This window comes from Amycolatopsis lexingtonensis, from assembly GCF_014873755.1.
In the GTDB taxonomy this organism is placed as follows: domain Bacteria; phylum Actinomycetota; class Actinomycetes; order Mycobacteriales; family Pseudonocardiaceae; genus Amycolatopsis; species Amycolatopsis lexingtonensis.
This window is the reverse complement of record NZ_JADBEG010000001.1, coordinates 7,234,778-7,255,080: the sequence shown is the minus strand read 5'-3', so window position 1 is coordinate 7,255,080 and position 20,303 is coordinate 7,234,778. Positions and strand designations below refer to the sequence as shown.

20 protein-coding genes are annotated in these 20,303 nt (G+C 71.0%); 11 read left to right on the top strand and 9 right to left on the bottom strand.

Annotated elements, in window-relative coordinates:
* Positions 1–3: 3 nt before the first annotated feature.
* The 3 genes from H4696_RS33395 (at position 4) to H4696_RS33385 (ending at position 2,796) form a co-directional block, all read left to right on the top strand.
* On the top strand, positions 4–1,389 hold the full coding sequence (locus H4696_RS33395; RefSeq protein ID WP_086856169.1) for an amidase: 1,386 nt from the start codon (positions 4–6) through the stop codon (positions 1,387–1,389).
* 62 nt (positions 1,390–1,451) lie between these two features.
* A complete protein-coding gene (locus H4696_RS33390) occupies positions 1,452–1,967 on the top strand; it encodes an RNA polymerase sigma factor (protein ID WP_086856168.1) in 516 nt (171 codons plus the stop codon).
* Entirely contained in the window at positions 1,960–2,796 is an 837-nt protein-coding gene (locus H4696_RS33385; RefSeq protein WP_086856167.1) for a CU044_5270 family protein, read from the top strand. The genes H4696_RS33390 and H4696_RS33385 overlap by 8 nt, the downstream gene beginning before the upstream one ends.
* Positions 2,797–2,811: 15 nt before the next feature.
* Here the strand turns inward: H4696_RS33385 and H4696_RS33380 are convergent, their stop codons facing one another.
* Entirely contained in the window at positions 2,812–3,663 is an 852-nt protein-coding gene (locus tag H4696_RS33380; protein ID WP_086856166.1) for an HpcH/HpaI aldolase/citrate lyase family protein, read from the bottom strand.
* Positions 3,660–4,730 (bottom strand): HpcH/HpaI aldolase/citrate lyase family protein, encoded by a 1,071-nt coding sequence (locus H4696_RS33375; RefSeq protein WP_086856165.1) that lies wholly within the window; start codon positions 4,728–4,730, stop codon positions 3,660–3,662. Before H4696_RS33375 ends, H4696_RS33380 begins: the two co-directional genes overlap by 4 nt.
* A 421-nt stretch (positions 4,731–5,151) precedes the next feature.
* On the opposite strand from H4696_RS33375, the gene H4696_RS33370 reads away from it, so the two are divergent.
* From H4696_RS33370 to H4696_RS33360, 3 genes are read left to right on the top strand one after another with little or no spacing between them, the layout of a single operon-like run.
* Positions 5,152–5,802: a hypothetical protein gene (locus H4696_RS33370; RefSeq protein WP_086856164.1), complete on the top strand. Its 651-nt coding sequence runs from the start codon at positions 5,152–5,154 to the stop codon at positions 5,800–5,802.
* A 10-nt stretch (positions 5,803–5,812) separates the two neighbouring features.
* Positions 5,813–6,463, top strand: a complete 651-nt coding sequence (locus H4696_RS33365) for an NAD(P)H-binding protein (protein ID WP_086856163.1) — start codon at positions 5,813–5,815, stop codon at positions 6,461–6,463.
* Positions 6,460–7,410 (top strand): ribose-phosphate diphosphokinase, encoded by a 951-nt coding sequence (locus H4696_RS33360; RefSeq protein WP_086856162.1) that lies wholly within the window; start codon positions 6,460–6,462, stop codon positions 7,408–7,410. Before H4696_RS33365 ends, H4696_RS33360 begins: the two co-directional genes overlap by 4 nt.
* Here the strand turns inward: H4696_RS33360 and H4696_RS33355 are convergent.
* Positions 7,407–8,702 carry a D-arabinono-1,4-lactone oxidase gene (locus H4696_RS33355; protein ID WP_086856201.1) on the bottom strand — a complete coding sequence of 432 codons (1,296 nt, stop codon included), beginning with the start codon at positions 8,700–8,702 and terminating at the stop codon, positions 7,407–7,409. The genes H4696_RS33360 and H4696_RS33355 overlap by 4 nt on opposite strands.
* Before the next feature lie 85 nt (positions 8,703–8,787).
* Between H4696_RS33355 and H4696_RS33350 the strand changes: the two genes are divergently transcribed.
* Positions 8,788–9,972 (top strand): amino acid deaminase/aldolase, encoded by a 1,185-nt coding sequence (locus H4696_RS33350; protein WP_086856161.1) that lies wholly within the window; start codon positions 8,788–8,790, stop codon positions 9,970–9,972.
* 592 nt (positions 9,973–10,564) lie between these two features.
* Here the strand turns inward: H4696_RS33350 and H4696_RS33345 are convergent.
* On the bottom strand, positions 10,565–11,212 hold the full coding sequence (locus H4696_RS33345; protein ID WP_086860456.1) for a TetR/AcrR family transcriptional regulator: 648 nt from the start codon (positions 11,210–11,212) through the stop codon (positions 10,565–10,567).
* A 130-nt stretch (positions 11,213–11,342) separates the two neighbouring features.
* Between H4696_RS33345 and H4696_RS33340 the strand changes: the two genes are divergently transcribed.
* On the top strand, positions 11,343–12,665 hold the full coding sequence (locus H4696_RS33340; protein WP_086860454.1) for a GH1 family beta-glucosidase: 1,323 nt from the start codon (positions 11,343–11,345) through the stop codon (positions 12,663–12,665).
* Positions 12,658–13,917: an MFS transporter gene (locus tag H4696_RS33335; RefSeq protein ID WP_086860452.1), complete on the top strand. Its 1,260-nt coding sequence runs from the start codon at positions 12,658–12,660 to the stop codon at positions 13,915–13,917. The genes H4696_RS33340 and H4696_RS33335 overlap by 8 nt, the downstream gene beginning before the upstream one ends.
* Positions 13,918–14,345: 428 nt before the next feature.
* Here the strand turns inward: H4696_RS33335 and H4696_RS33330 are convergent, their stop codons facing one another.
* Together H4696_RS33330 and H4696_RS33325 are read right to left on the bottom strand one after the other, a co-directional pair.
* A complete protein-coding gene (locus tag H4696_RS33330; protein WP_086860450.1) occupies positions 14,346–14,759 on the bottom strand; it encodes a hypothetical protein in 414 nt (137 codons plus the stop codon).
* 13 nt (positions 14,760–14,772) lie between these two features.
* Complete coding sequence (locus tag H4696_RS33325) at positions 14,773–15,117, bottom strand: hypothetical protein (protein ID WP_086860447.1); 345 nt, start codon at positions 15,115–15,117, stop codon at positions 14,773–14,775.
* A 306-nt stretch (positions 15,118–15,423) separates the two neighbouring features.
* On the opposite strand from H4696_RS33325, the gene H4696_RS33320 reads away from it, so the two are divergent.
* Complete coding sequence (locus H4696_RS33320) at positions 15,424–16,809, top strand: helix-turn-helix transcriptional regulator (protein ID WP_086860445.1); 1,386 nt, start codon at positions 15,424–15,426, stop codon at positions 16,807–16,809.
* A 31-nt stretch (positions 16,810–16,840) separates the two neighbouring features.
* Entirely contained in the window at positions 16,841–17,728 is an 888-nt protein-coding gene (locus H4696_RS33315; RefSeq protein WP_086860444.1) for a phosphotransferase family protein, read from the top strand.
* Between the two features lie 211 nt (positions 17,729–17,939).
* On the opposite strand, the gene H4696_RS33310 is transcribed toward H4696_RS33315, so the two are convergent.
* From H4696_RS33310 to H4696_RS33300, 3 genes are read right to left on the bottom strand one after another with little or no spacing between them, the layout of a single operon-like run.
* Entirely contained in the window at positions 17,940–18,968 is a 1,029-nt protein-coding gene (locus H4696_RS33310) for a copper resistance D family protein (protein WP_086860442.1), read from the bottom strand.
* The gene (locus tag H4696_RS33305; protein ID WP_169734989.1) at positions 18,968–19,519 is read right to left on the bottom strand and encodes a copper resistance CopC family protein; all 552 of its coding nucleotides are present in this window, start codon (positions 19,517–19,519) and stop codon (positions 18,968–18,970) included. Before H4696_RS33305 ends, H4696_RS33310 begins: the two co-directional genes overlap by 1 nt.
* The gene (locus tag H4696_RS33300; protein WP_192782671.1) at positions 19,520–20,281 is read right to left on the bottom strand and encodes a YcnI family copper-binding membrane protein; all 762 of its coding nucleotides are present in this window, start codon (positions 20,279–20,281) and stop codon (positions 19,520–19,522) included.
* Positions 20,282–20,303 lie beyond the last annotated feature (22 nt).

Here is a 20,303-nt window from a genome sequence, read left to right as displayed (position 1 = left end):
CGCATGACCGAGTTGCCCGATCTGACCGCCGTCGAACTCGTCGCGCACTACCGCGCGAAGACGCTCTCGCCGGTCGAGGTGACCGAAGCGGTGCTGCACCGCATCGAGGCGCGAGAGCCGGAACTGCACGCGTTGTACGCATACGACCCTTCAGGCGCTCTCGACGAAGCGAAGGCGTCCGAAGGGCGCTGGGCGTCCGGCGAACCGCTCGGCCCGATCGACGGCGTCCCGCTGACCCTCAAGGAGAACATCGCGACCCGCGGCACCCCGGTCCCGCTGGGCACGGCGGCGACCGCGCTGACCCCGGCGGCCGAAGACGCCCCGGCGGCGGCGCGGGTCCGCGAGTCCGGCGGCGTCCTGCTGGCCAAGACCACCATGCCGGACTACGGGATGCTGACGTCCGGGCTGTCGAGCTTCCACGAGACGGCCCGGAACCCGTGGCTGACCTCGGCGTCGCCGGGCGGTTCGAGCGCGGGCGCGGGCGCGGCGGCCGCGGCGGGCTACGGACCCCTCCACGTCGGCACCGACATCGGCGGCTCGATCCGGCTGCCCGCGGGCTGGTGCGGCCTGACCGGCCTGAAGCCGAGCTTCGGCCGCGTCCCGGTCGACCCGCCGTTCCTCGGCCGGGTGGCGGGCCCGATGACGCGGACGGTCGCGGACACGGCGTTGCTGATGAGCGTCCTGTCGGCGCCCGACGAGCGCGACCACCTGAGCCTGCCCCCGGCGGACCTGGACTGGTCTTCCCTGGACTCGTCCCCGGACGGCCTGCGCATCGGCCTGCACCTCGACCCCGGCGTCGGCCTCCCGGTCGACCCGGCCACGCGCGACGCCGTCACCGCCGCGGCCCGTGCCTTTGAGGCCGCGGGCGCGATCGTCGAGCCGGTCGAGCCGTTCCTGACCCGCGAAATGCTCGACGGCCTCGACGTCTTCTGGCGCACGCGCGCGTGGTCGGACATGGCGGCGCTGCCGGCGGAGCGGCGTGCGAAGGTCCTCCCGTACATCGCGGACTGGGCCGCGGGCGGCGCGGAGGTGTCCGGAGTGGACGCGTACTGCGGCTTCGCCCAGATCGACGCGATCAGCGTCGCGGCCCTGCGCGCGACCTCGGCGTTCGACTTCGTCCTGTCCCCGGCCTGCCCGGTCGCGGCCCCGCCCGCGGAGTGGGCGTCCCCGACGAACGACCCGGCCCGCCCGTTCGAGCACATCGCGTTCACCGTCCCGTACAACATGTCCGGCCAGCCGGCGGTGTCCGTGAACTGCGGCTACACCGACGACGGCCGCCCGATCGGCCTCCAGATCGCGGGCCGCCGCTTCGACGACGTCGGTGTCCTCCGCGCGGCAGCGGCATACGAACGGCTCCGCGGCCCGCAACGGCCCTGGCCGATCGGGTAGGGAAGAAAATCCGGCCCTGCGGCGAAGTGGTGGTGAAGCTGTCGCCGAAGGGAAGGAACCCCATGACAGAGGCCGCCCCGGCGACCGGCGTCGAGCAGTTCACCGAGGTGCACGACCGCCACTTCGCCGAGGTCTACCGCTACGTCGCCGGCCGGCTCGGCACGCAGGCCGCGGAGGACGTCGCCGCCGAGACCTTCCTGGTGGCGTTCGACCGCCGCGCGACGTTCGACCGCACCCGCGGCGACCTGCGTGCCTGGTTGTTCGGCATCGCGACGAACCTGGTGTCGAGGCACCGCCGCAAGGAAGCCCGCCACTACCGCGCGCTCGCCCGGATCGAGGTGCCCCGGCCCGTCGAGGGGCACGAAAACCGCGTCGCCGTGGCGGGCCAGCTGGGAAAAGCGCTGTCGCGGCTGACCGCGGGCGAACGCGACGTCCTGCTGCTGGTGGCCCTCGCCGACCTCGGCTACGCGGAAGTCGCCGAGGCGCTCGGCATCTCCCCGGGCACGGTCGGCTCCCGGCTGACGCGCGCCCGCAAGAAGCTCGCCCCTGTTCTCGCCCCGGAGGCCACCGATGAATGACCTCGAGACCCTGCGCACGGCGCTCCTGCCCGACGAGCCGGCCCAGGACGTCGTCGACCGCAGCCGCCACCGGCTGCAGAACCACGCGCTCGGCGCCCGACGCCGGCGCGTCCGCCCGTTCGTGATCGGCGCCGGGCTCGTCGCGGCCGCGGCCGCCGTCGTGGTCGCGACCCTGCCCGCCACCCCGGTCCCGCCGTTGCCTCCCCAGGCGGTGGTGCCGGTCGACACCCGCCCGGCGGTCCTGCTGGCCGCCGCCACGGTCGCCGAGCACGCCCAGGTCGGCACCGGCAAGTACTGGCACTCGACGACGAAGGTCGGCAAGGAGACCTGGGAGTACTGGACCACCACCGACGGGCAGGAGTGGTACCGCGGCGAGAACACCCACGGCAAGGCCGTGCTCATGCCCCGCCCGCGGCCCATCCGGCTGAACGGCGACGACGACGTCACCCTGAGCCGGATCCTGACGCTCCCCGCCGACCCCGGGGCCCTGCGCGACTGGCTCGCGCAAGGCCTGACGCGGCACGGGATCCCCGCGAACCAGGGGGACACGGCGGTCCTCCAGTCCCTGATCGACCTGGTGTCGACCGTCCCGTCACCCCCGCCGGTGCGCGCGGCGGCGTTCCGCGCGATCGCCGCGTACCCGGGCGTGCACGCACTGGACAGCCGGAGCGTCCACCTCCCCGGCGGCGGCCGCCTGGTCGTCGACCCGGCGACCGGCCAGGTCGACGGCTCATCGGTGTTCCTGGGCCCGGACGGCAAACCGGCCACGGACGCGCACGGTGCCACGTACGCAGTCAGTGCCGAGTGGACGGACGACCTGCCGAAGTGAGCCCGGCCGGGGCCGTCAGCCCTTGACGGCCTCGGCCAGCGCCAGCACCCGCCGCGCGTTGTCGACGTGCAGGTTCTCGATCATCCGGCCGTCCACGGTGACCACGCCCTTGCCGGACGCCTTGGCCTCCTCGAACGCCTCGATGATCCGCCGCGACCGGTCGATCTCCTCCTCGGAGGGCGCGAAGATCCGGTTGCACGGCTCGACCTGCGCCGGGTGGATCAGCGTCTTCCCGTCGAACCCGTACTGCCGCCCCTGCTCGCACTCGGCCTCGAAGCCCTCGAGGTCCTTCACGTCGTTGTAGACGCCGTCGAGGATCACCTTGCCGGTCGCGCGCGCGGCCAGCAGGCACAGCGAAAGCCCGCCCAGCAGCGGGCCGCGGCCCGGGACGAACTCCGCGTGCAGCTCCTTGGCCAGGTCGTTCGTGCCCATCACCAGCACGGTCAGCCGCTCGGACGCCGCCGCGATCTCCTCCGCGTGCAGCATCGCGACCGGCGTCTCGACCATCGCCCAGATCTTCGTGTGCTCCGGCGCCCCGCCGAGCTCCAGCGCGCGCTCGATGTTGTGCACCTCGGCCGCGGAGTTCACCTTCGGGACGACGACCGCGGCCGGGCCCGCCGACGCGGCCGCGCGCAGGTCGGCGTCGTGCCACTCGGTGTCCAGGCCGTTGACCCGGATCGTCACTTCGCGGTCGCCGTAGTTGCCCACCGCCGCGCAGACGCGTTCGCGCGCGGCTTCCTTGACGTCGGGGGAGACGGCGTCCTCGAGGTCGAGGATCAGCGCGTCGGCGGGGATCGTCTTGGCCTTCTCCAGCGCTCTTTCGTTCGCGCCGGGCATGTAGAGGACAGAGCGTCGGGGCGTGGTCATCCGAGGATCTCCTTGGTGGCCGCGTCGTAGGCCGCGGCGAGTTCGGGGTCGTCCGCCGCGAGGGCGTCGGCCAGTTCGGCGACCACGCGGCACTGCTTCACCGACGCGTCGTCCTGCATCTTCCCGTCGATCATCACCGCGCCCGTGCCGTCGCCCATCTCCGCGATGACGCGCCGCGCCCACGCCACATCGGACGGCGAAGGCGAGAACACCTTCTTCGCGATGTCGATCTGCACCGGGTGCAGGCTCCACGCGCCGACGCAGCCGAGCAGGAACGCGTTGCGGAACTGGTCCTCGCACGCGACGACGTCGCGGATGTCCCCGAAGGGCCCGTAGTACGGCAGGATCCCGTGCGTCGCGCAGGCGTCGACCATCCGCGCGACCGTGTAGTGCCAGAGGTCCTGCTGGTAGGTCGTCCGGCCCGCGTTGAGGTCCTCGCCGGTCGGGTCGGTGCGCACCAGGTAGCCCGGGTGGCCGCCGCCGACGCGGGTCGTCTTCATCCGTCGGCTCGCGGCCAGGTCGGCCGGGCCGAGGGAGATGCCCTGCATGCGCGGGCTCGCGCCGGCGATCTCCTCCACATTGGCCACGCCGCTCGCCGTTTCGAGGATGGCGTGCACCAGCAACGGCTTCGTCAGGCCGGCCCGGGCTTCGAGCTGGGCCAGCAGCCGGTCGACGTAGTGGATGTCCTGCGCGCCCTCGACCTTCGGCACCATGATCACGTCGAGCTTGTCGCCGATCTCGGTGACCAGGGTGACCAGGTCGTCGAGGACCCACGGCGAGTCCAGGCTGTTGACCCGCGTCCACAGCTGCGTCTTGCCGAAGTCGTTCGCCTTGGCGATCGACACCAGCCCGGCGCGCGCGGCCTCCTTGCGGTCGGCGCGAACGGCGTCCTCGAGGTTCCCGAGCAGGACGTCGACCTTCTTGGCGATGTCCGGCACCTTCGCGGCCATCTTCTCGTTGCCGGGGTCGAAGAAGTGGATCATCCGGGACGGCGTCACCGGGATTTCGCGCACCGGTGCGGGCGCGCCCAGGGCGAGCGGGGCGAAGAAGTCCTTCGGGGAGCGCATCGGTCCTCCACGGCGACGACTAAGTGACTGATCGGTAACTTTAGTCGCGGGCGCCCGTCACCGCTGCGGCGTAGCTCACCGCCGGCCGGGTGACGGCGGACAACCGCAGCTCAGCGCCCCGCGTCCACTGTGGATTTTGGCGTGGTTGCGCCGAACGGGCTAGTCGGGCCGGGTGGGGGTGTGCTGCCCGCGGTAGTCGGCCGCGGGCGGACGGTAGTGCCACTCACCTCGCGATCACTCGGTTGGCCGCACCGTTCGACCGAAGTCGGATGACCGCCTACCGACCGGTCATCGATCGCTGAGCGCCGCCGATCGCAGCCACGCGCCTTACCCGGCGACGCCGCGCCGCCGCGCTGTTAGACAAGTGAGGTGCCGGTTTTCACCGGTCACGAAGCGGTGCAGGTAAGAAGGAGGCGGACTCGTGGCGGCTACACCTCAGAACACCGAGCGCTCGACGGTCGCCGGTGGCGCGAAGCGCAGCCGGTCGATGCCGAGCCGCGTGGTGCCGCCGATCGAGCTCCCCGCGGGCGTCGACGAGCTCGCCACCGCCGCCGCGGCCCAGCTGGGCTGGAACGGCATCGTCCTGCCCGAGACCACGATCCTCGGCCGCAAGGTCTGCGTGGTCGCCAAGCTTCGCACCGACGTGCACGCCGAGCGCATCGCGATGGGTGCCGGCCCGGTGGCCGACCGTGCCACCGTCGACACCTGGACCTGGCCGGAGCTGGCCGGAACCGCCCCCGCCCCGGCCGCCGAGATCATCGGCGTCCTGGCCGTCGCGCGCCACTGGCGCACCGCGATGGCCTCCGCGGTTCCGTTCGCCCGCTACGGCGAGGCCGCGATGGTGCTCCCGTCGCCGGCGGTCCTCACCGAGGACTACGTCGGCAACTGTCTCCCGCGCGCCCGCGCGTACGGCCTCGCCGTCGTGACCGCCGACCCGAACGCGGTCGTCGACCTCGACCTCGAGGGCCGCACCGAGCGCGTGCTGCTGGCCGAGGACCCGGTCTCCCGGCTGGTGAACGAGCTGGTCTACGACCACCTGCTCCGGACCGCAGAGGCGCCCGCTTCGCACTAGGGTCGGCTCCATGCGAGTCGTCATTGCTGGTGGACACGGTCAGATCGCGCTGCGGCTGGAGCGGCTGCTCGCCGCGCGCGGGGACGAAGGGGTCGGGATCATCCGGAATCCCGCCCACACGGCGGACCTCGAAGCCGCCGGCGCCCAAGCCGTCGTGCTCGACCTCGAAAACTCCGATGTGGACGCCGTCGCCGAGGTCCTGAAGGGCGCCGACGCCGCGATCTTCGCGGCGGGTGCCGGCCCGGGCAGCGGTACCGCCCGCAAGGACACTGTGGACCGCGGCGCCGCGGCGCTGTTCGCCGAAGCGGCCGAGCGGGCCGGGGTCCGGCGGCACATCCAGGTCGGTTCGATCGGTGCCGACAACCCGGAGAACCCCGACGTCACCGAGGAATTCCGGCACTACCTCCGTGCCAAGCGCGCGGCGGAAGACGACCTCAAGGCCCGCGACCTCGACTGGACGATCCTCCGGCCGGGCGCGCTCACCGACGACCCGGGCACCGGCCTCGTGCTGCTCGCCGAACGGACCGACCGCGGCCCGATCCCGCGTGACGACGTCGCCGCGGTGCTCGTCGCTCTGCTCGACGCGCCCGAGACCGCGCGGCGCACCCTGACGCTGATCTCCGGTGAGCTCGCGATCGCCGAAGCGATCGCCGCGCTGTGATCAACCAGGCTTCGCGAGAGATCGCCGTCTTCAGCGGCAGCGCGCACCCCGAACTGGCCGAAGAGATCTGCGCCCACCTCGGCATCCCGCTGCGCCCCGCCGAGGTCCGGCGGTTCGCGAACGACTGCCTCGAGGTGCAGCTGCAGGCGAACTGCCGCGAGCGGGACGTCTTCATCATCCAGCCGCTGGTCAAGCCGGTGCAGGAGCACCTGGTCGAGCTGCTGCTGATGCTCGACGCGGCGCGGGGCGCGTCGGCGTCGCGGATCACCGCCGTGATGCCGCACTACTCGTACGCGCGCTCGGACAAGAAGGACGCGCCGCGCATCTCCATCGGCGGCCGCCTGGTCGCCGACCTGCTGACCACGGCCGGCGCCAACCGCGTGCTCGCGATGACGTTGCACTCGCCGCAGGTGCACGGCTTCTTCAGCGTCCCGGTCGACCACCTGCACGCGCTGCAGGAGCTGGCGAAGCACTTCCGGCAGTACGACCTGTCCCGCACCACCGTCGTCTCGCCCGACCTGGGGAACGCGAAGGAGGCGTCGCACTTCGCGCGGCTCCTCGGCGTCGAGGTCGCGGCCGGCGCGAAGGAGCGCTTCCCGGACGACCGCGTCCAGATCACGTCGGTCATCGGCGAGATCACCGGCCGCGACGTCATCGTGCTCGACGACGAGATCGCCAAGGGCAGCACGGTGCTGGAGCTGCTGGACAAGCTCGCCGAGCTGAAGCCGCGGTCGATCCGAGTCGCCTGCACGCACGGGTTGTTCGCGGCGAAGGCGATCGAGCGCATCGGCGGCCGGCCGGAGGTGCTGGAGATCGTCTGCACCAACACGGTCCCGGTGCCCGAAGAGGAGCGCACCGAGAAGCTGAAGATCCTGTCGATCGCGCCGGCCATGGCCGAGGCGATCCGCCGGATCCACAACGGCGAATCGGTGTCGGCCCTGTTCTAGGCCGTGCCCAGTACCCGGTCCAGATAGGTGTTCGTGAAGACGCGGTTCGGGTCGGTTTCCTTGCGCACGCGCAGGAAGTCGTCGAAGTGCGGGTAGCGCGAGCGGAGGATGCCGGCGTCGAGGTCGTGCATCTTGCCCCAGTGCGGGCGGCCGCCGACCGCGCCGGCGATCTTCTCGAACGCGCTGAAGTACTCGCGGTACGGCATGCCGACGAACTGGTGGATGGCGATGTAGGCGGAGTCGCGGCCCTGCGCGGTCGACAGCCAGATGTCGTCGGCCGCGGCGACCCGCACCTCGACCGGGAACATCACCGGGTCCTTCAGCTTCGGCACCACGGACCGTAGCTCGGCGAGCACGTCGAGCACTGATTCACGTGGAACAGCGTATTCCGTTTCGGTGAAACGGACGTTGCGCGCGGTGACGAAGACGCGGTGCGAGGTGTCGCTGTACTCGCGCGCGGAGAGCATGTTCGACGCGAAGCTGTTCAGCGGGCGCACGAGCCGCGGCATCAGCCGTCCGGTCCGGCAGAGCCCGCCGAAGGCGACGTTCTCCATGATCTGGTAGTCGACGAACTCGCGAACTTTGCTCAGCGGTTCCGCCGTCTCGCACCGGTTGTTGCGCTTGACCAGTGCGTTCTTGCCGTAGGGGAACCAGTAGAACTCGAAGTGCTCGTTCTCCTCGGCAAAGTCGTGGAAGCCCTCGAGGACCTGCTCCAGCGGCTCCGGCCGTTCCTGCGCGCGCAGCACGAACGACGGTTCGCACTGGAGCGTGACGGTGGTGATGACGCCGAGCGCGCCGAGGCCGACGCGGGCGGCGGCGAAGAGGTCGGGCCGCTCGTCCGCCGAGCAGGTGACGACCGAGCCGTCGGCGAGGACGAGCTCGAGCGCGGCAATCTGGGTGGCGATGCCGCCGAGCTTCGCGCCGGTGCCGTGGGTGCCGGTGGAAATCGCGCCGGCGATGGTCTGCGCGTCGATGTCACCGAGGTTGGTCATGGCCAGCCCGACCGCGTCGAGGGCCGCGTTGAGCTGCTTGATCGTGGTGCCGGAGCGGACGGTGACGAGCCCGGTTTCGAGGTCGACGCGCTCGATGCCGGTCCAGTACCGCAGGTCGAGCGCGTCGGAGTCGGCGACGGCGATCGCGGTGAAGGAGTGCCCGCTGCCCCACGGCCGCACGGTCCGGCCGGCCGCGGCGACGCGTTCGACGGCCGCCGCGATCTCGGCCGCGCTGCGCGGCTGGTGAACGTGCCGCGGCGAGGCGGACGCCGTGCCCGCCCAGTTGGTCCACCGGGTCATCCGCGCGCCCTCCATCGGTCGAGTGCCCGAAACAGTAAGTGAATAGTATTCGCGTTTCAAGCCTTCGTGTCGTACTTTAGACCTCGTGACCAGTGCGACGGTGTACGACTTGGCGACCAAGGACCTCGATCCGCCCTTGGCCGTCGTCGACTTGGCGGCCTTCGACGCGAACGCGGACGACCTCCGCCGCCGCGCGGCGGGCAAGCCGATCCGCGTGGTCAGCAAGTCGGTCCGCTGCCGGGCGTTGCTGGAGCGCGTGCTCGCGATGCCGGGCTTCGAAGGCCTGATGTGCTACTCGCTCGCCGAAGCCGTCTGGCACGTCGAGCAGGGCACGACCGATGACATCGTCGTCGCCTACCCGACGGCCGACCACGAAGCTCTCCGCCGCCTGGCCGCGTCCGATGCGGCGCGGGCCGCGATCGCGATCATGGTCGACTCGCCGGAGCACCTGGACCTGGTGGACGCGGCCCTCGGGCACAGCCACCCGGAAATCCGCGTGTGCCTGGAACTCGACGCGTCCTGGCGCCCGGTGCCGGGCGTCCACGTCGGCACGCGTCGCTCACCGGTGTTCACCCCGAAGCAGGCGTCGACGCTGGCCCGCCAGATCCTCGCCCGCCCGGGCTTCCGCCTGGTGGGCGCGATGGCGTACGAAGGCCAGATCGCCGGCCTCGGCGACGCGGCGGGCGCCCGCCTCAAGCGAGCGGTGATCGGCTGGATGCAACGCCGTTCGGCGGCCGAGCTGAACCGCCGCCGCGGCGAAGCGATCCGGGCGGTCGAGGCCGTGACGCCGTTGGAGTTCGTCAACGGCGGCGGCACCGGCAGCATCGAGTCCACGGGCGCGGACGCGGTCGTCACGGAGATCGCGGCGGGCTCGGGCCTGATCGGCCCCACGCTGTTCGACGGCTACACGAAGTTCAAGCCCCGCCCGGCGGCGCTGTTCGCCCTGCCGGTGGTCCGCCGCCCGACCCGCACCATCGCCACCCTCTTTTCGGGCGGCTACATCGCTTCCGGGCCCGCGGGCGCTTCGCGAGTCCCGCAGCCGTACCTGCCGACGGGCCTGAAGCTGCTGGGCTTCGAAGGCGCGGGCGAGGTCCAGACCCCGGTGACCGGCCGCGCCGCCCGCACCCTGAAGCTGGGCGACCGGGTCTGGCTGCGCCACGCGAAGGCGGGCGAGCTGGCGGAGCGGTTCACGCACTACCACCTGGTGCAGGGCGACCGGGTGGAGCGCACGGTCCCGACTTACCGGGGCGAGCACCAGAACTTCGGCTGACGCCGGTACCGCGTCCGCGCGGCAGAACACCGGCCTGGGCGCGCGAGCGCCGTGTTTGTCCCAGCCCCCGGACAGGTGAGTTCGCGCGCGAATCGGCTCGGATGTCATGGTCCCGGCAAAGTCGCGTCAGTGCAGCCCGCAGGGTTGCGCCAGCGTCTTGAATGACTCATTCAGGACCTCCGAAGACCTGAATGAGTCATTCAGGACGTGGGGCGAGCGGTTGACCGGCGGCAGAGTGGCGCGGCCGCCGGTGACTTTGTCGGGATCCCGGCCGTGATGTCGTGAACGACTCGTTCATGTCGTCTGGTGAGGTGAACGACCCGTTCATGACGTGCGCGCGGCCGGATCGGCCGTACTGACCCGACTTCGCCGGGGCTCCTGTCGTGGCCACATAAAGGAGTCGTTCACGGCGTCGGCGCGGAGGTAATCCGGTCCGCTCGAGCGTCCTTCCCCGGCAATCGGCCCCCGCGCGCACCCCGCCCTTCCCTGGGGGAACCCCCGCTTCCAGTCTATCGGCGCCCACCGACGACCCGGGCCCGAACCACAGGGTTGTCCACAGCTGTGCATACCTGTGGACAACTTCTGTGGACAACTACGACTGTTCCCCGAACCGAGCCGCCAAATACCCCTTCACCACGTACTTGGCCTCGGCGACGATCTTCTCGTCCCCCCTCGGCTCCTTCCGGAACGCCAGCTTCAGCAGCGCGTCGGCCACCTCGTTGGCGATGCCGATCGCGAACCGCAGGTCCTCCACCGGGCGGTCCACCTGCGTGGCCACCAGGTCCGTCAGCGAATCCACGATCACCGCGTTGTTGTCGCGGGTCTCGTCCAGCAGCTGGCGGTCGATGATGTCGCCGAAGTGGACCTTCGAGAAACCCGGGACCGTGCGGTGCATCTCGAGGTAGATGTCGAGGATCGAGTCGACGACGTCCCACCAGTGTTCCGGGCCGAGCTGCTTCAGGCGCTCGTTCACCGCGCCCACGAACCGTTCCAGGTTGCGGGCGGTAAGCGCTTGCACCACCGCGCGCTTGTCGGGGAAGAACTGGTACAGCGACCCCACGGCGACCCCGGCGCGCTTCGCGATCAGGGTGGTCGTCAGCGCGTCGTAACCGAGCTCGTCGATCAACGCCGCGCTCGCGTCGAGCATCTGCTCGACGCGCTTGGCGCTGCGTTGCTGAACCGGCTGGCGGCGTAAGGGGGTGGCTTCTGCCGGCACCTTCGCGGCCTGGATGTCGGACACGGCGCTCCTCCTCGTCTGATCTGGGACTTTATCGTGCCGACGGGGTTCCCCACGGACGAGTGAAGACCTAGTATATGAGAACTTTTCATGTTCACCCGTACGGGTGTCCTGACGAAGGGGTCAGCAGCCGGTGCAGAACCCGAACTTCCCGCCCGACTTCCTCTGGGGCGTTTCGACCTCGGCGTTCCAGATCGAGGGCGCCACCAGCGAAGGTGGGCGCGGACCGTCCATCTGGGACACTTTCACCGCCACCGCGGGCAAGATCGCCCGCGATGAGACCGCCAACGTAGCCGCCGACCACTACCACCGCTACCCCGAAGACATCGCGCTGATGGCGGAACTCGGTGTCGGCGCGTACCGGATGTCCATCGCCTGGCCCCGGATCCAGCCGGACGGGAAGGGCGCGCCCAACCCCGAAGGGCTCGGCTTCTACGACAAGCTCCTGGACGCCCTGTGCGAGGCGGGCATCGCCCCCGCCGTCACGCTCTACCACTGGGACACCCCGCAGGCGGTCGAAGACGAGGGCGGCTGGCTCTCCCGGGCTACCGCTGAGCGCTTCGCCGAATACGCCGGCATCCTCGGAGAGCGCTTCGCCGATCGGGTGAAACTGTGGATTCCGCTCAACGAGCCCATGGTCATGTCGATCTACGGCTACGGCATCGGCGAGTACGCGCCCGGGCAGACGCTGCTCCTCGACGCCATTCCGACCGCGCACCACCAGAACCTCGCCCACGGCCTCGCCGTCCAGGCCCTGCGGGCGGCCGGGGCCACGAACATCGGCACCGCCAACAACCACTCTCCCATCTGGCCCGGCGACGACACCCCCGAAGACGACGCCGCCGGCGAGTGGCTCGACGCGCTCATCAACCGGCTCTACGCTGATCCCGTGCTGCTCGGCAGCTATCCCGAGCAGCTCCACCCGCACCTGCCCGCCGGGTTCGCCGACGACCTGCCGACGATCGCGCAGCCGCTCGACTTCTACGGCGTCAACTACTACGAGCCGCAGGGGGTTGCGAAGCCCAGCCCGGGGAACCCGCTGCCGTTCGACCTTCGCCCGATCGAGGGCTACCCGATGACGACGAACGACTCGCCGATCGTCCCGCACGCCCTGCGCGAGCTGCTGCTCGATTTCCACGCCCGCTACCGCGACAAGCTGCCGCCGATCCACATCACCGAGAACGGGTGCAGTTTCGCCGACGAAGTCGCCGAAGACGGCGGGGTGCACGACCCTGAGCGGATCGACTTCCTGCACAGTCACCTGGTCGCGCTACGCGAGGCGATGGACGCCGGCGTCGACGTCCGTGGCTACTTCTGCTGGTCCCTGCTGGACAATTTCGAGTGGTCCAAGGGCTACGCGCCGCGCTTCGGCCTGGTGCACGTCGACTACGAGACCCTGCGGCGGACGCCGAAGGACTCGTTCCACTGGTACCGGAAGCTGGTGCGCCATGAGTGAAACGACCCAAGCCGTCCCGGAGGCGCTCGCCGAACCCGTCGTGCGGGTGCGGCCCGGCTGGATGAGCCTGCTGTTCTTCGCGAACATCGCGCTCTGGCTGGGGATCTACGCGCCGATCCAGGTGCTGCTGCCGCAGCAGGCCGAGCTGCTCGACCAGGTGAACAAGGAGTTCGTGCTCGGCCTGGTGATGGGCGTCGGCGCGATCGTGGCGCTGGTCGTCAACCCGGCGGTCGGGCTGCTGTCGGACCGGACGTGCTCGCGGTTCGGCCGCCGTCACCCGTGGACGGTGATCGGGGCCGCGGTCGCCGCCGTCGGGCTGCTGGTGCTGGCGTTCGCGCCCGACGTCGCCCTGATGATCACCGGCTGGTGCCTGGTGCAGGCCGGGCTCAACGGCATGCTCGCCACCCTGATGTCCGCCATCGCCGACCGCGTCCCGGTCGGCCAGCGCGCGCAGGTCGGCGGGCTCGTCGGCATCGCGCAGATGCTCGGCACCGTGCTGGGCGCGGTCGTGGTCGTCGTGATGCTCGGCATCGCCGGCCTGCCGCTGGCGTACGCGGCCTGCGCGGGGATCGTCCTGGTGGGGGCCGCGTTCTTCGTGCTCCGGACGCCGGACGCGCGCCTGCCGGTCGAGTTCCGGCCATCGTCGAAAGCCGGCGAGGTCCTGCGCAACCTCTGGGTCTCGCCGCGGCGGCACCCGGACTTCGCGTGGGCGTGGTCGTGCCACTTCATGATCAACCTCGGCAACGCGTTCGGGACGCTCTACCTGCTGTTCTTCCTCAAGGACGCGGTGCACTACCCGGACCCCGACACCGGGCTGCTCATCATGATGGCGCTGTACGGCGTCGCGCTCGTGATCGGTGCCGTGCTCGCCGGCCACTTCTCCGACCGGTCCGGCCGGCGCAAGCCGTACGTCCTGGCGGCCTCCGGCGTGATGGCGCTGGCCGCCTTGCTGCTCGTGGTGTGGCAGAGCTGGCCGGTGGCGCTCGCCGCGTCCCCGCTGCTGGGGGTCGGGTTCGGCGCGTACATGGCGGTCGCCTTGGCGATGCTGACGCAGGTGCTGCCGACGGCGCAGGACCGGGCGAAGGACCTGGGCGTCATCAACATCGCGAACTCGCTGCCGCAGGTGGTGGCTCCGCTGGTGACGCCGCTGGTGCTGTCCTACCTGGGCGGCTACCCGGGCCTGTTCGCGGCTTCGGCCGTCGCGACGCTGCTGGCCGCGGTGCTCGTGCTGCGCGTGAAGGCGGTTCGCTGAACGAAGTTTGGAACCGCGGGCCGGTGCCGGTCGGGGGAGGGGAGTGCAACGGCACCGGCCCGCGGAATTCGGGGACCGCTCAGCGGAGCGGATCGCCACGGTCGAACCAGTGGTCCATACCGGGGCTTGATGATCAATCTAGCGGGGGATTACGGCCCCGGCTAGGGCTAACGCGTAATTTTTTCGATTAATCGCGGTGGGGACCGGGATGATGGCCGAGGGCTGGTTCGCACTGCTCGGGGGTGCGGGCGAAACAGCCCTCGGCCGGGGCGAGTGCCGGCGCGGGTCCGATGGGGCGATCGGCCGGCCGCGCTCGCCGGATCAGGGGAGGATGCCACTTTCTCCAGGAAAGTTGCGCTTCCTGCCGGGGAGGACGTCACTTTCCCTAGGAAAGATGCGCGTCCTCACGCGGTCTTCACTTGACGGGGTCAGGCGGTGACCGCTCGGCGCGGGTTCACGAGCGCGTGGCGACCGGTGGTCTCCGCCGCGGTGGGGGCCGGGTGGACCGGAACCGGGCTCTTGCGGCGGCCCTGCAGGCGCCGGTCCGACGGAGCCTGCTGCTGCGGGGCCAGCCCGCCGGCTACCAAGTGTTCGTGCGCGACCTGCCAGACCGAGCACGGCGCCTTGCAGCGGTGCCACCGGGTCGAGCAGGTCGGGCAGTCGCCGCGCTCGTCGGGCTCGTGCATCTTCAGCATCGCGCGCCAGGCCTCCGTCAACCGGGGCAGTTCGGAGCGCGCGACCGAGACGAGCGACTGGGCGTCGGCGCGGTTCGCCAGGTCGGTCAGCATGTCGAGGCGCTCCCAGACCGCATTGCGGAGGACCTGCCCGAGTACCTGATCCATGTTCAGCTCACCGTTACCTTTCCGCCATCTTGGCGGCTTCGTTGAGCGCGGCGCGCAGCTGGCCGAGCTGTCCGGACGTCAGCCGCGCGGTCTCGCCGGGGGGCGAGACCAGTACCACCTGGTTGTCTTCGACGAACACCGTCACCGCGCGTTCCCGGCTGATCAGGTCGCCGCACTGCACCCGCCACACGAGCTGACCGCCCTCGTAGTGGCGGACGCTCGCGGTGCGGGGGTCCACCGCGGCGGCCGGGGTGACGGGACGGACGGCGGAGACGGGAGAGACCGTCGCGATCGCCGGCCGCACGGCGCGGGTGGCCGTGCCGGCATGTCCTCCTGCGAACGAGTCCACGAACTCCACGCCCTTCTCCGCTCTGTCGAAAGTCCTTCGAAGATGCCTTCTGCAACATCCCTGCGGTTTTCGTAGCTCTCCGTGATCGCTGCCGGTGTCCGGGCGGTGACGGAGATCTGACAACTACAGTGAGGTGCAACCGGCTGCGATAGAAGGTCGAAATGGCGTCATAGCGGTGACCGGACTCGGTTCCACGGTAAGCGGTCAACGGACTTCGGCCGGACCGATCAGGCCGCCAGTTCGGCAGTTCACACGGTTCACCAGGTTTGCCTACGCTGTTTCACAGACGCCCGACCGGACAGTGGAGGGGGCGCGATGGACGCCAGTAACGGTGGCAGTGCCGAAGCCCGGCAGAGCCACACGGTTCCCGCTGACGCGTGGGAGCAGCCGGAGATGAGAGCTGCTCTCGCAACGCGCGAGATCAGCGGCGTCTACCGCCTCTTGCGCAAGCACGGTGTCTCGCAGCGCCAGATCGCCGCGATGACCGGACAGTCCCAGTCCGAGGTGTCGGAGATCCTCAAGGGTCGCCAGGTCATGGCCTACGACGTCCTCACGAGGATCGCCGACGGCCTGGGTGTCCCGCGTGGATACATGGGCCTCGCCTACGACGAGGCCACGGCGATACGCGTCGTCGGCTCCGCCGACGGCCAGCAGGCTGAGGAGGACGAGTCCGTGAAGCGACGGAGGTTCCTCGCGCACGCCGCCCAGGTCACGATGGGTGCGGCGGTGTTCGGTCCGGAATCGGGCACCTGGTCGGCGGGACCGGCGCGCACGCCGGCGCCCGGTCGCATCGGCATGACCGACGTGCGCCAGGTGGAGGCCGCGACGCGCGCGCTCCGGGCGCTGGACTACCAGTACGGCGGCGGGTTCTGCCGCGACGCCGTCGTGGCGCAGCTGTCCTGGGGGCAGCAGATGCTCGAGGCGCACGGCACGGAAATCGTCAAGAACCGCCTGTACGTGGCGCTGGCCGACCTCCACTCGCTGGCCGGCTGGACCTCCTTCGACACCGGCCTGATGGACTCCGCCCGCGGGCACTTCGCGAACGCGCTGGACCTGGCCAAGCAGGGCGAGAACCACCCGCTGGTCGCCAACGTCCTCTACCGGATGGGCCGCGTCTACCTGCACCAGGACGCCCCGAACGACGCGCTGAAGCTGTTCCAGCTCGGCCAGATCGCCGCCCAGGAAAGCGGTTCCGAGCTGGCGGTCTCCGTGCTGTGCGCCAACGAGGCGTGGGCCTACGCGATGATGGGCAACGAAGAGCAGGCGGTGAAGCTGCTCGGCCGGAGCAAGGACGAGTTCGAGCGCGCCAACCTGGCCGAGGCCGAGTCCTGGGTGAAGTTCTTCACCGAGACCGACGTCTACGCCATGGTCGGCACCGTCCACACGGTCCTCGCGCAGAAGAACGCCGAGCACACCAAGTACGCGATCCCGGCGCTGACCAGGGCCGTCGACTCCTACGACGACGAAATGGCCCGGTCCAAGACGTTCATGCTGAGTGCGCTGGCCACCAACCACCTGCTCGACGGCGACCTCGACCACGGGGCCAAGGTCGGCGGCAAGGCCATCGACTGCGCCGAGGGCATCAAGTCCGAGCGGGTCAAGGACCGGATGCGGCCGCTGCAGGAAGAGGCGGAGCGCCGCCGCAACAACGCCGACGCGCGTGACCTCGCCGATCGCCTCCACGCTTTCTACGCCGCATAACGCCGGGGGCGGCGGGGACACCGGGGCCGTCTTGGCCGGCCGGTTCACAGCCGGGAAGCTGCGCGGCGTGCTGGCGGAGACGTGCGCCCTGCTGGGGGTCGACCCGGCGGGCGCGCGGCTGCTGCGGTTCACCAACAACGCGGTGTACGCGCTGGTCAGCGCCCCGCTCGTGATCCGGATCGTCGGCTCGACGCAGCTGCGGCACCGCGTCGGGACCGTCGTGCGCGTGGCCCGGCACTTCGAACGCCACGGCGTCCCCGCGATCCGGCTCCTCGGCGGCATCGAGCAGCCCCTGGAAGTCGGCGGGCACCTGGTGACCGCGTGGCACCAGGTGCCGAGCATCGGCCGCCCGGCGACGGCCACCGACCTGGCCCGGCTGCTGCGCCAGGTGCACGCGCTCCCCGCGCCCGACGGCCTCGCCGAGTGGGCGCCGTTCGCCGCGGTGCGGGCCCGGGTGTCCGACGCCGAAGAGATCAGCGACGCCGACCGCGAATTCCTGCTCGAGCGCTGCGCCGAGCTCGAAGACCGGCTGGCCGGGCTGGACTTCCCGCTGCCCAGGGGCCTGGTCCACGGCGACGCGTACCCCGGCAACGTCATCCCCGGCCCGGACGGCCCGGTGCTCTGTGACTTCGATTCCTCGTGCGTCGGCCCGCCGGAGTGGGACCTGACGCCGCTGGCCGTCGGCCGCGAGCGGTTCGGGGACCCGCCGGTGCACTACCGGACGTTCGCCGCGGCGTACGGCTTCGACGTGACGTCGTGGTCCGGGTTCGCGGTGCTCCGCGGCATCCGCGAGCTGAAGCTGACGACGAGCGTGCTGCCCATCCTGCGCAGCCGGCCGCAGGTGCGGCCCGAGCTGTTCCGCCGGTTGGCCGATCTTCGGAGCGGCCGGACGGACGTGCGCTGGACGCGTTACCGCTGAGCCGGGACTGTCACATCATGTGACCGGGGCCACAATCTGCACGTGCATTCGCCGACTGCAAATGACCGTTCGTCGCTTCGGAAATGCGGTCCGCTCAGGGTAGAAAGTTCGGTCCGACCGGTCGCCCCCAATGGTCTACCCGTCATCCCAATGCGCAAGTTGCAGCTACTCGCCGTGACTCCGCACCGGTCTCACCTGCGGGGAAGGGCTTTCAGGACGCGACGACCGGCGCCCGCGTCAGCACGACGGCGAACCCGAAGGCCAGTCCCATCACCGTCAGCTCCAGCGTCGCCCACGCGGCGAGCGCGGTCCGCTGGTGCCGGACGATCCGCGGCAGCAGCCGCCAGCGGACGTGCGCGCCCAGCAGCGCGATGACGCCGGTGCACACCGCCTTCAGGATGAGCAGCTGCCCGTACGGCGTCGTGAAGATCGCCGCCCAGAACCCGATGGTCGGGTTGAGCGAGACCTCGACCAGCCCGTTGAACAGGCCGGTCGCCGCGGAGATGGCCAGGCAGAGCGTCGCGAGCTTCGAGAACCGGGGCAGCGCGTGCGCCAGCAGCGTCCGGTTCGCCACGAGGAGCACGGCCATCGCGCCGAGGCCGCCGGTCCAGGCGACGGCGCTCATGACGTGCAGCTCCATCGAGATCATCGTGTAGTCGTGGTAGTTCCAGTTCGACGCGTGCCCGGTGACCGGCAGCGGCAGCAGCGCGAACAGGCCCAGCCCGACGCGCACCTCGGCGGGCACCTTCTCGCCGAACCGCAGCGCCAGCGCGCCGATCCCGGCGTGGGCGAGCGCGAGCACGGCGACGATGACGAGCGCCTTCCCGGCGCCGACGTCGGCGATGTACTGCCCGATGTCCGACGGCGAGAGCGTCGACGAGCCCGGCTTGTACTCCGCGGTCTGCAGGATCAGCGCGACGACCGCCGTCGTCGCCCAGACGAGCGCGGCGGCGACGGCGCCCGGGCGGGCCAGCCGCATGATCGGCTCGGTGAGCTTCGGCCGGTCGTAGCCGACGAGCACGGACAGCAGCGCGAGCCCGATGGTCGTGACCGCGGCCAGGTCGAGCAGGACCCGCACGACCGGGATGCCGGCCGAGACCACCGCGTCGGGCTGCACCACGCCGGGGACCGGCGCGGTGGCGGTGAGCGCGACGCCGATGAGGGCGCCGAGCAGTCCCGCCGTCACGACGCACAGCAGCGTCGAATAGCGGACGTTCGTGGTGGTCTCGGCCTGCGTCATCAGTTCTTCTCTTCGATCTTGCCGCCCGAGCGCAGGGCGACGGTCAGCCCGATGGCCAGCAGCACGACGGCGCCGGCGATCCAGACCCAGATCGGTACCCCGGTGGACGACGACTGCTGCGGGGACGCCGACGACGCGCCGCCCGGCGAGCGGGCCGCGTCGACGGTCGCCGGTGTGCCGGTGCCCGCCGCGGTCAGGGTGAAGGTGAGCTCACCGGTCACCGGGTGGCCGTCCGCGGACAGCACCCGGTAGCCGACGGTGTACTTGCCCGCCGGGCCGAGCGGCCGCAGCGGCGCGCTGATGACGTTGTTCACGACGCTGATCGGCCCCTCGGCCCACTGGCCGCCGCCCGGTCCGGTCACCGCGATCTGGTTGACGTCCGCGCCCTGCACGTACTGGTCGAACGTCAGGCTGATCTTCTGCGGGCCGGCGGCCACGGACGAGCCGTTCGCCGGGTCCGAGGAGATCAGCACGTTGTGCGCCAGCGCCGGGGTGGCCGTGCCGAGCACGGCCACCACCGTCAACGCCAGCGCGACGAGCGCCTTCCGCATTTAGCTGTTGCCTCCCGACTTGGCCGTGGCCTTGCGGGCCCGGATGGTCGCGCCGGCCCCGACCCCGAGGCCGATGGCGCCGACGAGCAGGCCGGCTCCACCGAGCCAGCGGGCCGTGCTGTCGGACGTCGCCGCGGCTTCAGTCTGCTCGCCGGTGGTGGCCGCGGTGTTCGCGCCCATCGCGGCGTGGTCGTCACCCTCGGCCGCCTTCGCGGCCAGCTTCACGGTCGGCGCCGGGTGCTCCGGCTCCTCGCCGCCCGCCGGGGTCGGCTGGGTCCAGTCGACGACCTTGCCGTCGCTGTAGGTCTGGTGCGCCGGGAACTCCACCTGGTCCACGTTGGTGGGCAGCGGGCCGAAGCTGACGGAGAACTCCTGGTAGTCGGTGGCCTTCAGCTCGCTGCCCGGCTGCGCGGTCCACGTCACCGCGGTGACGGCTTCGGTGACCTGTGTGCCGTTGTCCTTGGTGATCGGGGCCGGCAGCTTCGACTTGGTGACCTCGGCGGTCCAGCCGGGGACCGGCTTCGTCCGCACCGAGCCGATGCCGTAGTCCGCCTTGAAGTCGACGACGACCTTCGTGGTCTTGACGGGGTCCTTCTCCTCGCTCGGCACGCGGAAGACGACGGCCGCGTAGCCGCCCTTCGTGGGCTGCGGGCCGTAGACGTTGGCGGTGACGTGCGCGGACGCGACGCCCGCGCCGAGGAGGCCGGCGGCACCGACGGTGGCGGCGAGGAAACCGGCGCGCTTGAAGACGTGCTGGGACATGGGTTCACTCCTGATGAACTCA